General features: G+C 68.6%; 16 protein-coding genes and 2 pseudogenes. 13 read left to right on the top strand and 5 right to left on the bottom strand.

The features are described from left to right. The 9 genes and pseudogenes from H8F26_RS13940 to H8F26_RS20245 all read left to right on the top strand — a co-directional run. Positions 1–867, top strand: coding sequence for a glycosyltransferase (locus tag H8F26_RS13940; protein ID WP_231605221.1), 867 nt, complete (start codon positions 1–3; stop codon positions 865–867). Next, the gene (locus tag H8F26_RS13945; protein WP_197154868.1) at positions 867–1,799 is read left to right on the top strand and encodes a hypothetical protein; all 933 of its coding nucleotides are present in this window, start codon (positions 867–869) and stop codon (positions 1,797–1,799) included. The genes H8F26_RS13940 and H8F26_RS13945 overlap by 1 nt, the downstream gene beginning before the upstream one ends. Next, entirely contained in the window at positions 1,799–2,860 is a 1,062-nt protein-coding gene (locus tag H8F26_RS13950) for a glycosyl transferase (RefSeq protein WP_197154870.1), read from the top strand. Before H8F26_RS13945 ends, H8F26_RS13950 begins: the two co-directional genes overlap by 1 nt. Then, positions 2,860–4,902, top strand: a complete 2,043-nt coding sequence (locus H8F26_RS13955) for a nucleoside-diphosphate sugar epimerase/dehydratase (protein WP_197154872.1) — start codon at positions 2,860–2,862, stop codon at positions 4,900–4,902. Before H8F26_RS13950 ends, H8F26_RS13955 begins: the two co-directional genes overlap by 1 nt. Before the next feature lie 190 nt (positions 4,903–5,092). Further along, positions 5,093–5,350: an AbrB/MazE/SpoVT family DNA-binding domain-containing protein gene (locus H8F26_RS13960; protein ID WP_197154874.1), complete on the top strand. Its 258-nt coding sequence runs from the start codon at positions 5,093–5,095 to the stop codon at positions 5,348–5,350. Then, positions 5,350–5,739 (top strand): PIN domain-containing protein, encoded by a 390-nt coding sequence (locus H8F26_RS13965; RefSeq protein WP_197154880.1) that lies wholly within the window; start codon positions 5,350–5,352, stop codon positions 5,737–5,739. The genes H8F26_RS13960 and H8F26_RS13965 overlap by 1 nt, the downstream gene beginning before the upstream one ends. A gap of 94 nt (positions 5,740–5,833) precedes the next feature. Continuing rightward, positions 5,834–5,878, top strand: a pseudogene (locus H8F26_RS19560) (hypothetical protein); the annotation flags it as partial. 47 nt (positions 5,879–5,925) lie between these two features. Beyond that, positions 5,926–6,546 (top strand): asparagine synthase C-terminal domain-containing protein, encoded by a 621-nt coding sequence (locus H8F26_RS13975; protein WP_197154881.1) that lies wholly within the window; start codon positions 5,926–5,928, stop codon positions 6,544–6,546. A gap of 38 nt (positions 6,547–6,584) precedes the next feature. Then, positions 6,585–6,686, top strand: a pseudogene (locus tag H8F26_RS20245) (hypothetical protein); the annotation flags it as partial. A gap of 77 nt (positions 6,687–6,763) precedes the next feature. On the opposite strand, the gene H8F26_RS13985 reads toward H8F26_RS20245, so the two are convergent. Next, entirely contained in the window at positions 6,764–6,964 is a 201-nt protein-coding gene (locus H8F26_RS13985) for a hypothetical protein (protein ID WP_197154882.1), read from the bottom strand. A gap of 81 nt (positions 6,965–7,045) precedes the next feature. Between H8F26_RS13985 and H8F26_RS13990 the strand changes: the two genes are divergently transcribed. Together H8F26_RS13990 and H8F26_RS13995 are read left to right on the top strand one after the other, a co-directional pair. Continuing rightward, positions 7,046–7,348, top strand: a complete 303-nt coding sequence (locus tag H8F26_RS13990) for a HEPN domain-containing protein (RefSeq protein WP_231597843.1) — start codon at positions 7,046–7,048, stop codon at positions 7,346–7,348. Positions 7,349–7,383: 35 nt separating this feature from the next. Next, a complete protein-coding gene (locus tag H8F26_RS13995; protein ID WP_231605224.1) occupies positions 7,384–7,686 on the top strand; it encodes a nucleotidyltransferase domain-containing protein in 303 nt (100 codons plus the stop codon). A 5-nt stretch (positions 7,687–7,691) separates the two neighbouring features. On the opposite strand, the gene H8F26_RS14000 is transcribed toward H8F26_RS13995, so the two are convergent. The 3 genes from H8F26_RS14000 to cysS all read right to left on the bottom strand — a co-directional run bounded on the left by H8F26_RS14000 (position 7,692) and on the right by cysS (position 10,731). Next, on the bottom strand, positions 7,692–8,132 hold the full coding sequence (locus tag H8F26_RS14000; protein ID WP_197154884.1) for a hypothetical protein: 441 nt from the start codon (positions 8,130–8,132) through the stop codon (positions 7,692–7,694). A 113-nt stretch (positions 8,133–8,245) separates the two neighbouring features. Next, entirely contained in the window at positions 8,246–9,247 is a 1,002-nt protein-coding gene (locus H8F26_RS14005; protein WP_197154885.1) for an N-acetylmuramoyl-L-alanine amidase, read from the bottom strand. Beyond that, positions 9,247–10,731, bottom strand: a complete 1,485-nt coding sequence (gene cysS, locus H8F26_RS14010; protein ID WP_197159220.1) for a cysteine--tRNA ligase — start codon at positions 10,729–10,731, stop codon at positions 9,247–9,249. The genes H8F26_RS14005 and cysS overlap by 1 nt, the downstream gene beginning before the upstream one ends. 89 nt (positions 10,732–10,820) lie before the next feature. On the opposite strand from cysS, the gene gmd reads away from it, so the two are divergent. Next, positions 10,821–11,981, top strand: a complete 1,161-nt coding sequence (gene gmd / locus H8F26_RS14015; RefSeq protein ID WP_197154887.1) for a GDP-mannose 4,6-dehydratase — start codon at positions 10,821–10,823, stop codon at positions 11,979–11,981. 1 nt (position 11,982) lies between these two features. Continuing rightward, positions 11,983–12,948 (top strand): GDP-L-fucose synthase, encoded by a 966-nt coding sequence (locus H8F26_RS14020; protein WP_197154894.1) that lies wholly within the window; start codon positions 11,983–11,985, stop codon positions 12,946–12,948. Between the two features lie 29 nt (positions 12,949–12,977). On the opposite strand, the gene H8F26_RS14025 is transcribed toward H8F26_RS14020, so the two are convergent. Next, positions 12,978–13,424: a universal stress protein gene (locus tag H8F26_RS14025; RefSeq protein WP_197154896.1), complete on the bottom strand. Its 447-nt coding sequence runs from the start codon at positions 13,422–13,424 to the stop codon at positions 12,978–12,980. Positions 13,425–13,449: the final 25 nt, after the last annotated feature.

Below are 13,449 nucleotides of genomic sequence, written 5' to 3' on the forward strand. Positions count from 1 at the left end.
TTGCCGGCGCAGTCTTTGCTGATCGTCGTTCCGACCCTCAACTCCCACCCGCTGCTGCCCCGCCTGCTCGCTTCCCTGCAGCAGCAGACCTGGCCCCACTGGCAGCTGCTGTTCATCGATGGGCCCTCCGGTGTGCAGCACCGCCAGTGGCTGCAGCGCTGCTGCGCCGCTGAACCCCGTTGCCGCTGGGTGGAGCAGGATCCGGCCGAGCCCGGCATCTTCGGCGCGATGAACCAGGGCTTCGCCGCCGCCGGCCCCGCCGACTGGCTGCTGTTCTGGGGGTCGGACGACTGGGCCGCCTCTCCAACCGTGCTCGCCGCGGCCCTGGCGGCTCTGGAGCTGCCAGAGGTTGCTTCGGGCACAGCACCACCCGAGCCCCTGCCCGATCTGCTCGTCTGCAGCGGCCGCTACGTTGCCGCCGATGGCCAGCTCAGCCGGCCCACTGCCTTTCGTCCAACTGCCTTTTGGCCCACGGCCTTTCGGCCCTTGGCAGGTTCGCCTTCGCAGGGACGGCTGGATGCCGCTGCCTACCGCCGCGCCCTCTGGCTCGGCTCCACCCCGCCCCACCAGGCCACCCTGGTCGGCCCCGGCGCCCGCTGCCACCTGACCCGCTACGCCCCCGGCTTCCGCCTCTCCGCCGACCTCGACTACTTCCTGCAGCTCAGCCGCCACCGCGATCTTCAGGTGCAGTGCCTCGATCTGGAGCTGGTCCACATGGCCGCCGGCGGCATCAGCGGCCAGCAGACCCAGCGTCGCCTCCAGGAAGTGCGCCGCGCTTACCGGCGCGCCTTCGGCGGGCTGTGGTGGTTTCCGTTCCTGGCCCGCTATCTGCGCCGGCTGCTCAGCCTGCTGGAGGCGACCCGCTGATGCAGCTCCATCTTTTCGGTGCCGCCACCCCCACCGGTGAGGCCTTCCGGCAGCTGGCAGCAGCGGCCACCCCGGATTGGTCGCTGCACGCCTATTCGCGCAACGCGATTGGGGGCGTTCATCCCGCCGATTTCAGCACCCCCCACGCCTTCCATCCCGCTGGGGATGCCGCAGCGCCGGGCCTCTGGATCAGCTTCGGGCCGATCTGGCTGCTGGCTCCCTTCCTGGAGCACCTGGCCCACCACCACCCCGAGCGGCTCTCCGGCCTGCGTGGCCTGATCGCCTGCTCCTCCTCCTCTGCCCTCACCAAGCGCTTCGCCGCCAATCGCTTGGATCGCGAGCTGGTCGACCGGCTCACCGCAGCGGAAGATCTGCTGCTCGCCAGCTGCCGCCGCCTCGGAATCCCTTGCCGAATCCTTCGGCCCACCCTCATCTACGGCCAGGCGGGCCCCTATGGCGATCACAACCTCAGCCGTCTGATCGGGCTGATGCGGCGTTGGCCTCTGCTGCCTCTTCCTGAGCACACCGGCCTGCGCCAGCCGATCCACGCCACCCAGCTGGCTGCCGTGGCCCTGCACCTGGCCCGCCAGCTGGCCGGGTCCGGTGTGGATTCGGTTCTGGGTGAGCGCATCGCCCTCGGTGGAGACAGCAGCCTCAGCTACCGCTCCATGCTCCAGGCCCTCCAACAGGCCCTGCCCCCCACCGATCCCGCCCGTCGCTGCCGCCTGCTGTCCATCCCCAATCGCCTGTTCTTCCTGCTCGCCTCCCCTGTGCTGCTGGTGTCCCCCAAGGCCTTCGAAGCGGTGCTGCGCATGGGTGCCGACCTGGCCGGCTTCTCCGCCAGCCACCAGCTGCTCGGCCAGCCGGCTCAGGCTTTCCCCGTGTTGCCGCTGGCAGGAGTCCAGGCCCAGCCCCGCAGGTCAGCCCGCTGATGCCTCCGTTCCCGTCATCTCTGGCTGCACCGCTGGTCGGGTACCTTCTGGCCAGTGCCCTTCTGGCCGGTGCGGTGGCCAGCTGGCTGCTGCTGCGGGCCCTGATCCCGCAGTTGCGCTGCCGGCTGCTCGATCAGCCCAATGCCCGCAGCGCCCACCGGGTGCCGACCCCCCGCGGCGGCGGCCTGGCTTTTGTGCTGGTGGCCCTGCTGGCCAGTGGGGTGTCGCTGGGCGTGGGCGGCTGGTCGGCTCTGGCGGCCTTGCCCCTGCTCTGCACTCCCCTGGCGCTGGTGGGTCTGCTCGATGATCGCCACGGTCTTCCGGTGGGGTTGCGCTACGGCGTTCAGCTGCTCACGGCCCTGGTGACTCTGCTCGTCTCACCCCTGCCTGTGTCACCCCTGGCCCTGGTGGTGGTTGCCCCCCTGCTGCTGCTCGCCGCCACCGCCGTGATCAACTTCACCAACTTCATGGACGGCCTCGACGGCCTGGTGGCCGGTTGCCTTGCCGTGGCCCTCGCCGCCGCCGCTCTGGAGCTGGCCGCTGCCCCTGACCTGGCTCCGGTCGCCCTGCTGCCGCTCTGGGCCCTGGTGGGGGGCCTGCTCGGCTTTCTGCTCTGGAACTGGAGCCCGGCGCGGGTGTTCATGGGCGATGTGGGCAGCACCTTTCTTGGTGCCGTCTTTGCCGGTGTGGTGCTGCAGGCCACCAGCTGGCCGGAAGCCCTCGGGCTGCTGCTGCTGGCCACACCCCTGCTCGGCGATGCCTGCCTCTGCGTGCCGCGCCGTCTGCTGGCCGGTCAGCGGGTGTTCCAGGCCCATCGCCTCCATCTGTTCCAGCGTCTGCATCAGGCCGGCTGGCCCCATGCCAGGGTCGCGCTCCTCTACATCGGCGCCACCGCCGCCCTGGCGGCAGCCCTGTGGATCGGTGGCTGGCCCTGGGTTGTGGCCCTCGCAGCCCTGGAGCTGCTGATCGGCTTCCGGCTCGATCAGCGCGTCGCCGTGTCCTTTGATCAGGCCTCTGCTGGATCCATTTCTCCAGCCATCTCCAGGTCGGAGGCTTCGTGATGCCTGTGTTCCAGCTCAGCGCCCGTCTGCTCGCCCTGCCGCCCCTCCGGCGCAGGCTGTTGCTGATCAGCGCCGATGCCCTGCTGATTCCCCTGGTGGTCTGGCTCAGCTTCGCCTTGCGCCTGTCGGAGTTCTGGCCGCAGCAGCTGCAGGCCTGTCTCTGGCTCTTTCCCCTCTCCTGGCTGGTGGCCCTGCCTCTGTATGGGCTCACGGGCCAGTACAAGGGCATCACCCGCTACGCCGGTAGCCGGGTGCTCTATGCGATTTCGGCCCGCAATCTGGCGGTGGTGTTGGTGCTGCACACCATCGAGATGACGGCGCAGTGGCCGGCACCGCCCCAGAGCAGCTGGTTTCTGCTCTGGTTCCTGCTCACCGGCCTCACCGGTCTCGTGCGTCTGGCCCTGCGGGATGTGCTCCATACCGTGAACACCAGCTCCCGTCGTCGGCGCCAGGTGGGGGCCGTGATTTACGGGGCCGGCTCGGCCGGTGTGCAGCTGGCCGCCGCCCTGCGCTACGCCCATAGCCATCGGGTGGTCGGCTTCCTCGACGACGACCCCCAGCTGTGGAATCGCTACGTGAACGGCATCCCGGTTCTCGCCCCCCAGCGGCTCGCCGGCCTGATCGAGCGCCACAGGCCCAGCCAGATCCTGCTGGCGATGCCGAAGATCAGCCGCAGCGAGCGCCGCCGCATCATCGATGGCCTGCAGCCCTATCGCCTTCCGGTGCTGCAGGTGCCCAGCGTCGACGACATCACCTCCTGCCGCACCCGCATCGATGCCCTGAGGCCCATCGCCATCGAGGAATTGCTGGGTCGCGATCCGGTGCCTCCCGATCTCGAGCTGCTGCAGGCCACCGTGGCCGGCCGCTCCGTGCTGGTGACCGGTGCCGGCGGCTCGATCGGCTCCGAACTCTGCCGCCAGATCCTGGCCCTGGGCCCTGCCCGCCTGTTGCTGCTCGAGCGCAGCGAGCCCGCCCTCTACACGATCGATCAGGAGCTGCAGCAGCAGCTCCGTCATCAGCAGCTTCGTCATCAGCAGATCCAGCAGCTGGATCTCGATCAGGGGCCCGATCAGGGGCCCGATCAGCTGGTCGTGCCCCTGCTGGGCTCCGTGACCGACCGGGCCCTGCTCGATCAGCTCTTCGCGGATCACCCGGTTCAGGTGGTGTTCCACGCCGCCGCCTACAAACATGTGCCCCTGGTGGAGGGCAATCCCCTGGCCGGCCTGGCCAACAACGTGGCCGGCACCCGCACCCTGCTCCAGGCCGCCATCGCCCACGGCGTCGAGCGGCTGGTGTTCATCTCCACCGACAAGGCGGTGCGTCCCACCAACGTGATGGGGGCCTCCAAGCGCCTCGCCGAACAGATCCTCCAGGCCATGGCCCAGGAGCTCGCCCTGCGCGGCTCTCTCACCGTGTGTGCCCTGGTGCGCTTCGGCAATGTGCTCGGCTCCTCCGGCTCTGTGGTGCCCCTGTTCCGCCGCCAGATCGATGCCGGAGGGCCGATCACCCTGACCCATCCGGATGTGATCCGCTATTTCATGACCATCCCCGAAGCCGTGCAGCTGGTGCTGCAGGCCTCAGCCCTGGCCCAGGGTGGCGATTGTTTCCTCCTGGATATGGGCGAACCCATCCGGATCCTGGATCTGGCCCGCCAGATGGTGGCCCTCAGCGGCCTGTCCCTGCGCGATGACCAGCACCCCAACGGCGACATCGCGATCGCCTGCACGGGCCTGCGCCCCGGTGAGAAGCTCTACGAGGAACTGCTGATCGATGCTGAATCGCAACCCACCAGCCATCCGCTGATCTACCGGGCCCAGGAGACCTTCCTCGAGCCCTGCCGGCTCTGGCCCCTGCTCGATGCCCTGGAGTGGGCCGTGGCCCGCCACGACCAGTCCACCGCCCTCGATCTCCTGGCTCGGCTCGTGCCCGAGTGGCAGCGATCCGCACCCCCTCGCTCAGGAGCTGATCGGCTGACGCCGGATCCCAGCAGCGGCCCCCGTCGGCCCGACGCCGGCGATGCCGCCGCGATTCCCGCTGGCTGAACTGGCTCACGCTGGGGTTGGCGACCACCGGATCCACAGGGGCCACCTGCGGCCTGAGGGCCTCGTCAGCCCAGATTTTTGTGCTCTTGATATGCCGTTATCGTGAAAGCGTTGATTCATAGGTGTTGAATCTGGCTGCCGTGAATGATCCTGGCTAAGATCTGGTAATTCATGTCAGCTGGGCTGAGCCATGCGCAGCACCATCACGGCCCGGGGTCAAACGGTGATTCCCGCCCCCATTCGTGCCCGTTTTTCCCTTGGCCCGTCCCAGCGTCTGGAATGGTTTGTGGATGCCGATGGCTCCATCCGCGTGGTGCCGGTGGACCTGTCGCCAGTCAAGGCCTTTCGTGGCGTGGGGCGCCGCGGCGGCTCCACCGAGCGGCTCCTGGCTGATCGTGAAGCTGATCGTGAAGCCGAGCGGCGGGCAGAGCCGGGCTTCGGCCTCTGATGGCAGCGCTGCTTCTGCTGGATACCTCGGCCCTGCTCACCCTGCGCGACGATGAACCCGGCGCCGATCGGGTCGAACAGGCGCTCGAGCGCCAAGGCCGCTGTTATGCCTGCTTTCTCAGCCGGATGGAGGTGCTCTATCGGGTCTGGAAAGACGAAGACGAGCGCGCCGGACGCCTGGCCTATGAGCAGCTCAAGGCTCTGCCGCTGCGCTGGATCGAGGCTTCTGAGCCCTTGCTCGAGCAGGCCGCCAGCATCAAGGCCCGCTACGCCTTGTCTCTGGCTGACTCCTGGATTGCCGCTGCGGCCCAGCAGGTGGGGGCCATCCTCCTGCACAAGGAGCCCGAGTTTCGGGCGATCGCCGATTTATCCCAGGAGTGGCTTGGCTGAATGTGCGGTTTCGCAGGCCTCTGGCGGCCCACAGCCGCACCTGCGCCCGCGCCTGGCCCCGACGATTCCGGTCTCTGGTGTGACCCACCAGCCGATGGCCAGCGCCAGTGAGCGCTTTGTGATCGCCTTCAACGGCGAGATCTACAACCACCAAGCCCTGCGCCGCGAACTGGAAGCCGCAGGTCTGTGCAGCGGCGCTTCGGCGGCCTGCCGGCTCTCGCCCGCCGCGCCCTGGCCCGCAGCCTCGCGCTCCTGCCTGTGTCTGCCGCCGGCCTCGCCCGCGACAAGCAGCGCAAGCTGGCCGCCGCCATCCGCGCTGCCGGCTCCCTGGAGCAGCTGCACGCGGCCCTCACCAGCGTGTGGGCCGATCCGGCCGTGCTGCTGCAGCCCCACTGGCAGAGCACCGCCGCCGAGCAGTTGATGCTCGCCGATGCCCGCACCTATCTCCCCGCCGACATCCTCGTGAAGGTCGATCGGGCGGCCATGGCAGTGGGTCTGGAAACCCGCGCCCCCTTCCTCGATCACCGCGTCGCCGCCGTGGCCTGGCGTTTGCCCCTGGCCCTCAAGATCCGCGGCGGCACCGGCAAGTGGGCCCTGCGGCAGCTGCTCCATCGCCATGTGCCCCCCGAGCTGATCGATCGCCCCAAGGCCGGTTTCGCGATGCCGATCGGCGCCTGGCTGCGCGGCCCCTTGCGCCCCTGGGCCGAGGACCTGCTCGATCCCCAGCTGCTGCAGCGCCAGGGCTATCTCCAGCCCGCGCCCATCCAGCATCTCTGGCGTGCCCCCTCAACGCGATTCGCGAGTTGATGATGGGGCTTTGATCCACTTCTCACCGGCAGCAATGTGGTGCCCTGGCGGAAGCGTTGCTCGACTTTCAGGGTCCAGCCGACCTGGCGGCCTGGCTGGCCGCTACTCCATCCGCCAACGCCAACAGCCCGGCCTGCTGATCATCCCGCTGGCGAAAACGATGGTGTGGCGCTTTCTCACGTTGATGCGCTGGTGCCACTTCGTTTTCCTTGTGATCTCAGGCGCACACCCGAGCACTTACTTTCGAGCTGGTGTGCACTGAGAACCGCGAGTCGGTGCTCAAGCTGGCAGCGGATGGTCCCGCAATGGTGAGCTTTTCTTTCAGCTCAAGCTGTTCGTCAATCGCGAAGGGCGATGCGTTCAGACGCTCAGCCACCTGCGCCGCAGGTCGATGATTGGGATGGGCGGGTTGCGCCATGATCCGCATCACGCCGTTTTCAGTGATCGGACAGGTAGCCCATCCATGGTCGAGCTCCTGTCTGCGCGCCACCATGAGGCGATGAACCGTTCCCGCGACTGGTTGCATCAAGCCCAGGCAGACCTCGAACAAGCCCAGCTCAGTGCTGGGGCGGGTCACCACGAATGGGCCTGCTTTGCCTGTCACCAGGCGGTGGAGAAAGCGCTCAAGGCCCTGCATCTGCACCTGGGCCAGCAGGCCTGGGGTCATGGTCTGGGACGCTGCTATCGCGATCTTCCCCCCGAGGCCTCTGCGCCCCTGGCTGAGGTTGTTCCTGATCTGGAAGATCGGCTTCGGCCGCCTCCAAAGCGAGGACGCTTTCTGCCATGCCCGTGCGCTCGTTGACGCAATCGCTGCTGCGATGGCCACGTCCTGAGCAGGTGCTTGCAGCCGCTCAGGTCTGGGTCGCCGCCCAGCGTGCCCAGAACCCCTCGCTGCAACGGGTTGGCCTGTTTGGCAGTTATGGCCGCGGTACGGCCGGAGTGGGCAGCGACCTGGATCTGCTGCTGGTCGATGCAGCCGCCAGCGGCCCTCAATACCAGCGCCTGCTCCATTGGCCCTTGGAGCAGTTGCCCCTGAGCTGTGATGCTCTGGTGCTCACCCCCGCAGAGCTGGAGCAGTTGCTGGCCAGCGGCAGCCGCATGGCCCAGGAGTTGCAGCGTGACCTGCGCTGGCTGGGTTGATCGGCCTACGCCGGATCCCAGTAGCGGCCCCCGTCGGCCCGGCGCCGGCGGTGCCGCCGCGATTCCCGCTGGCTGAATTGGCTCACGCTGGGGTTGGCGACCACCGGATCCACATGGGCCACCTGCTCCCAGAGCTCCCGCGGAGCCCAGCGCACCGTGTGCTGCACCCGGTCGTGCTTGGTCACGTGGCACCAGCGGCTGGTGCCGCAGCAGCCGCAGAACAGCTCCTCCAGCCATTCGTTGCTCAGCACCAGCACCGGATAGGCCTGGATCACCAGCTTCGCCTTCCTGTCGCTCATGCCCCGCTGCTTCAGCTGCTCCGGGGTGAGCAGATGCAGGAAATACTTCCGCCCCACGCCGAACAACCGCTCCTGCGGATGGGCCGGGCAGAACAGCTGCCGCTGCAGCGGCCGGGTGCGTCGCCGCTTCGGTGCGCTTGAGGACATAACAGGCTGCCGTTATCGTGACATTAGTCAGGGGTTCGGTTTCGCCAAGGTTGCGGTGGGCACAGACACCTGCCCGGTTCGCGCATCCCCATCGTGCCTCCATCTCCAGCCCCTCAGCCGCCCCGTCGCTCGCCCAGGGCAAAGGGCTGGTAGGTCACGCTGATGCCGAATTCCTCGGCGAATTCGAGCACGCGGCACCAGGCGCGGCTGAATGCGGCACCACTTGTCGCATCTCCGGCCGCATCTCCGGCCGCATCTCCGGCCGCATCTCGGGCCGCAGCTGCGGCTGCATCGGGCCGCAGGATGCCGCGCAGGATCACCGGGGCGCTGCCCCCCTGCAGGGCCATCTCGAACAGGGGGTGGCCGATCGACTCCTGCACCGCATCGTCCCGGTAGAAGGGCGCCACATCGTTGCTGCCGATCAGCAGGCGCCGCTGCAGCGGATTCCACTCGTAGGGGATGTCGTAGAGGCTGAGCAGATCGGCGGCCAGGGCCCAGGAGGTGCCATGGATGTCGATCTCCACGGCCAGTTGGCGGCTGCGGGCCGTCATCGTGCTGCGGCGCCGGAAGGCCAGGGGCGCCGGCGCCATGGATCCGCTGCTCGACCCGGTGGAGCCGCTGGCCGGCGCCTCTCCCCGCAGGTAGGCCCGGATCTTCTGGCGCAGCACCGCACCGCCGTCGTCGGGCCCGCCCTTGCGCAGCTGCATGAAGTCCCAGCGTTCGCCGCTGCCGCCCCAGGCCACCGGGCCGTAGTTGTCGTGCAGGATCCGGCCATCGCGGTTCGAGGCCGCTTCGGCATGGGTCATCACCCGCTGGATCGTGATGTCGTCGGCGCTCCACCCCCAGCTGCGGGCCACCGCCGCCGCCTCGCGGCACATCGCCTCGATCTGGGCGTCGGTGGGTGGGATCGTCCAGGGATCGGGCACGCCGCCCATGCAGGCGCAGGAGATCGCCACGGCATTGCTGTTGCGCCGCCAGGTGTGGGCGTTGAGATCGATCGTGTACGAGTGCAGCCGGTGCAGGTGCCCGTCGCCGGCCACGATCGTGTGATACGCCCCCGACCGCACCCAGGTGTAGGGGGTGGCGCTCCAGTGCAGGTAGATGGTGGCGGCCATCAGCGCCGCATCCAGTCGGTCACGCCGCCCGGTTTGTCGATCAGCTCCACCCCCTGCTGCTGCAATTCGGCGCGGATCCGGTCGGCGGTGGCGAAATCACGGGCGGCCTTGGCGGCCTGCCGTTCGGCGATGCGCTCGAGGATCGCGGCTTCCTCGCTGTCTTCCCCTGAGGCTGCCTCGTCCATGTCACGGGCCTGCGTCTCGGCGATCAGGCCCAGCACACCGGCCAGCTCCACCAGCTCCTGCCAGCGCGGGGCCAGCTCTGCGGCCTCCTCGCGGCAGGCGGTGTCGCCGCGCTCGAGGCGGTGGGCCAGGGCCTTCAGCGGCCTGGCCAGCTCGAACAGCACCGCCAGGGCCGCCGCGGTGTTGAGGTCATCGTCCATCGCGGCCTGGAAGCGCCGCCGGGCTTCCGACTGGACCTTGCTGGGGTGTTCAGGCGGATGGGTGGCGGCGGCAGCGGCAATCCAGCCCAGGGCCGTGCCGAACCGCTGCCCCAGCCCCAGGGCGGCATTGAGCCCCTTCCAGCCCGTGGCGGCGGCCTCCAGCGCCGGCTCGGTGAAATCGAGCGGCTTGCGGTAGTGGGCCTGCAGCACGAACAGCCGCAGGGTCATCGCACTCACGCCGCTGGCCAGCAGGGCCCGGATCGTGGTGAAGTTGCCGAGCGATTTGCTCATCTTCTCGCCGCCCACGTTCACCATGCCGTTGTGCAGCCAGTAGCGGGCCAGCGCCTGGCCCGTGGCCGCCTCCGACTGGGCGATCTCGTTCTCGTGGTGCGGAAAGATCAGATCGGCGCCGCCCAGATGAATGTCGATCGTGTCGCCGAGTTCCTCGCGCACCATCGCCGAGCACTCGATGTGCCAGCCCGGTCGCCCCGCCCCCCAGGGCGAGGGAAAGCTCGGTTCCCCCGGTTTGGCGGCCTTCCACAGCGCGAAATCGAACGGGTGGCGCTTGCGGGCTTCCTCCGCCTGGCTGACGCGACCTTCGGCGTTCTGCTGCTGCTCGCCCAGATCGCGGCCCGAGAGCTTGCCGTAACCGGCGTGCTGCATCACGGCGAAGTACACATCCCCCTCGGCGGAGTAGGCGGCTCCCTTCGCCTCCAGCTCTCCGATCAGGGCCCGGATCGCATCCAGGCTGCCGGTGGCCCGGGGCATCCGGTCGGGCGGCAGGATGTTCAGGGCGGCCATATCCACCCGGAAGGCCTCGATGTTGCGCTCACTCACCGCCTCCATCGAGCTGCCCTCTTCGGCGGCGCGGCGCAGGATCTTGTCGTCGATGTCGGTGTAGTTCTGCACGAAGGTCACCGCATAGCCGCTCCAGATCAGGTAGCGGCGCAGCACATCCCAGACGATGTAGCTGCGGGCATGGCCCAGATGGCAGAGGTCATACACCGTGACCCCGCAGCAATAGAGGCTCACCTGCCCGGGCACCAGCGGCTCGAACGGCTCGGTGCGACGGGTGAGGGTGTTGGTGAGCCGCAGGGTCACAGGCCGGCCGGTGGTGATCGCTCTGGATCGCACCGTACTGGCGAGCACGGCTTAACCTCGTCGCCATTGGCGATGGCGGTCTGCCCAGCATGCGCAAGACGGCACTGATCACCGGCATCTCCGGGCAGGACGGCTCCTACCTGGCGGAGCTGCTGCTCGAGAAGGGCTATGCGGTGCATGGCATCAAGCGCCGGGCCAGCAGCTTCAACACCCAGCGGATCGATCATCTCTACCAGGATCCCCATGCCCTGGACCGGGCAGATTCGGCGCCGCCCCTGGTGCTCCACTACGGCGACCTCACCGACAGCACCAACCTGATCCGGATCGTGCAGCAGGTGCAGCCCGATGAGATCTACAACCTCGGCGCCCAGAGCCACGTGGCGGTGAGTTTCGAGAGCCCGGAATACACCGCCAACTGCGACGCCCTCGGCACCCTGCGGATTCTGGAGGCGGTGCGGATTCTGGGGCTCAGCGCGAAAACCCGCATCTACCAGGCCAGCACCAGCGAGCTCTACGGCCTGGTGCAGGAGATCCCCCAGAAGGAGAGCACGCCCTTCTACCCCCGCAGCCCCTACGGCGTGGCGAAGCTCTATGCCTACTGGATCACGGTGAACTACCGCGAGGCCTACGGCATGTATGCCTGCAACGGCATCCTGTTCAACCACGAGAGCCCGCGGCGGGGCGAAACCTTCGTGACCCGCAAGATCACCCGCGGTCTGGCCCGCATCGATGCGGGGCTGGAGCCGTGCCTGTTCATGGGCAACCTCGATTCCCTGCGCGACTGGGGCCACGCCCGCGACTACGTCGAGATGCAGTGGCGGATGCTGCAGCAGGACGGTCCGCCGGAAGACTTCGTGATCGCCACCGGCCGGCAGGAGAGTGTGCGGCGCTTCATCGAGCTCGCGGCTGAACAGCTGGGCTGGGGTGGCATCCGCTGGAGCGGAGACGGGGTGAACGAGGTGGGCCGGCGCGCCGGCACCGATCAGGTGGTGGTGCGCATTGATCCGCGCTACTTCCGCCCCGCCGAGGTGGCCACCCTGCTGGGCGATCCCAGCCGCGCCCAGCAGAAACTGGGCTGGACCCCCACCACCACCCTCGAGGAGCTGGTGGCCGAGATGGTGGCCGAAGACCAGCAGGAGGCAGCGAAGGAGGCCACCCTGCGCCGCGAAGGCTTCAAGGTGGTGGGGTCGATGGAGAACCCTCCCACGACCCCCCACATGCTCGAGAAAGCAGGGCTGGGGCTCGGTTGAGATGGGCGCCAACCTGATCCATCCCTCCGACCGCATCTTCGTGGCCGGCCACCGCGGCATGGCCGGCGGTGCCATCGGTCGAGCCCTGCAGCGCCGCGGATACACCCATCGGCTCACCGCCGGTCGCGCCGAGCTGGATCTGGAGGATGCGGTGGCGGTGCGCCAGTGGTTCGAGGCGAACCGGCCCCAGGTGGTGGTCCTGGCGGCGGCGAAGGTGGGCGGCATCCACTTCAACGACACCTATCCCGCCGATTTCCTGCTCGACAACCTCAAGATCGAGACCCATGTGATCGAGAGTGCCTGGCGGTGCGGCACCCGCCGGTTGCTGTTTCTCGGCAGCAGTTGCATCTATCCCCGCCTGGCGCAGCAGCCGATCCGGGAGGAGGCGCTGCTCACCGGGCCGCTCGAGCCCACGAATGAGTGGTATGCGATCGCCAAGATCACCGGCATCAAGCTGTGCGCGGCCCTGCGGCGGCAATACGGGTTCGACGCGATCAGCCTGATGCCCACCAACCTCTACGGGCCCGGCGACAACTACCACCCCACCCACAGCCACGTGCTGCCCGCCCTGATCCGCCGCTTCCACGAGGCGAAGCTGGCCCACGCCCCCAGCGTCACCTGCTGGGGCACCGGATCACCGCTGCGGGAATTCCTCCATGCCGATGATCTCGGCGAGGCCTGTGTGCATGCCCTCGAGACCTACGCCCCTGATCCGGCGGATCCGGTGCAGCACCTCAACGTGGGCACCGGCATTGATCTGCCGATCCGGGAGTTGGCCCAGTTGGTGGCCGGCGCCGTGGGCTACCAGGGCGAGATCCTCTGGGACACCACCAAGCCGGATGGCACCCCCAGGAAGCAGCTCGATGTGAACCGGATCGAGGCCACCGGCTGGAAGGCCCGCATCCCTCTGGCCGAAGGGCTGGTGAGCACCTACGCCGATTTCCTCGCCCCTGGCACCCGTCTCTGATCGCGGCGGCGCAGGCGTGCACCGGCGCATCAGCGCACCACCAGCACCGGACAGGGCGCCTGCACCAGCACCCGCTGGGTCTCGCTGCCCAGCAGCAGGCCCACCAGGCCCCGCCGGCCATGGGAGGCCATCACGATCAGGTCGCAGCCGAGACGCTCCACGGCCTCAAGGATGCTGCTGTGCACCCCGTCGGCACTGCTGCTCTCGGTGCTCACCGGCACGCCGGCCTGCTCGGCCACCGCCCGGGCGTCCGCCAGGATCCGCTTCGAGTCGTCTTTGGCGGCCTGCAGCAGCGCTTCGATCGTGGTGGGTTCCACCATTTCGCCCATGCCCACCAACGAGAGCGCCACGTTCTCGCGCACATGCAGCAGGGTGATGCGGCTGCCCAGGCTGCGGGCCAGCTCCACCGCCTGCGTCACCGCCTTCCCGGACGCGGCAGAGCCATCGGTGGGCACCAGCAGATGGGCGAAGGCCATGGTGGCGACGGCAGCACACGCCCGG

Origin of the sequence: Synechococcus sp. CBW1006, assembly GCF_015840525.1 — a bacterium.
GTDB lineage: Bacteria > Cyanobacteriota > Cyanobacteriia > PCC-6307 > Cyanobiaceae > CBW1002.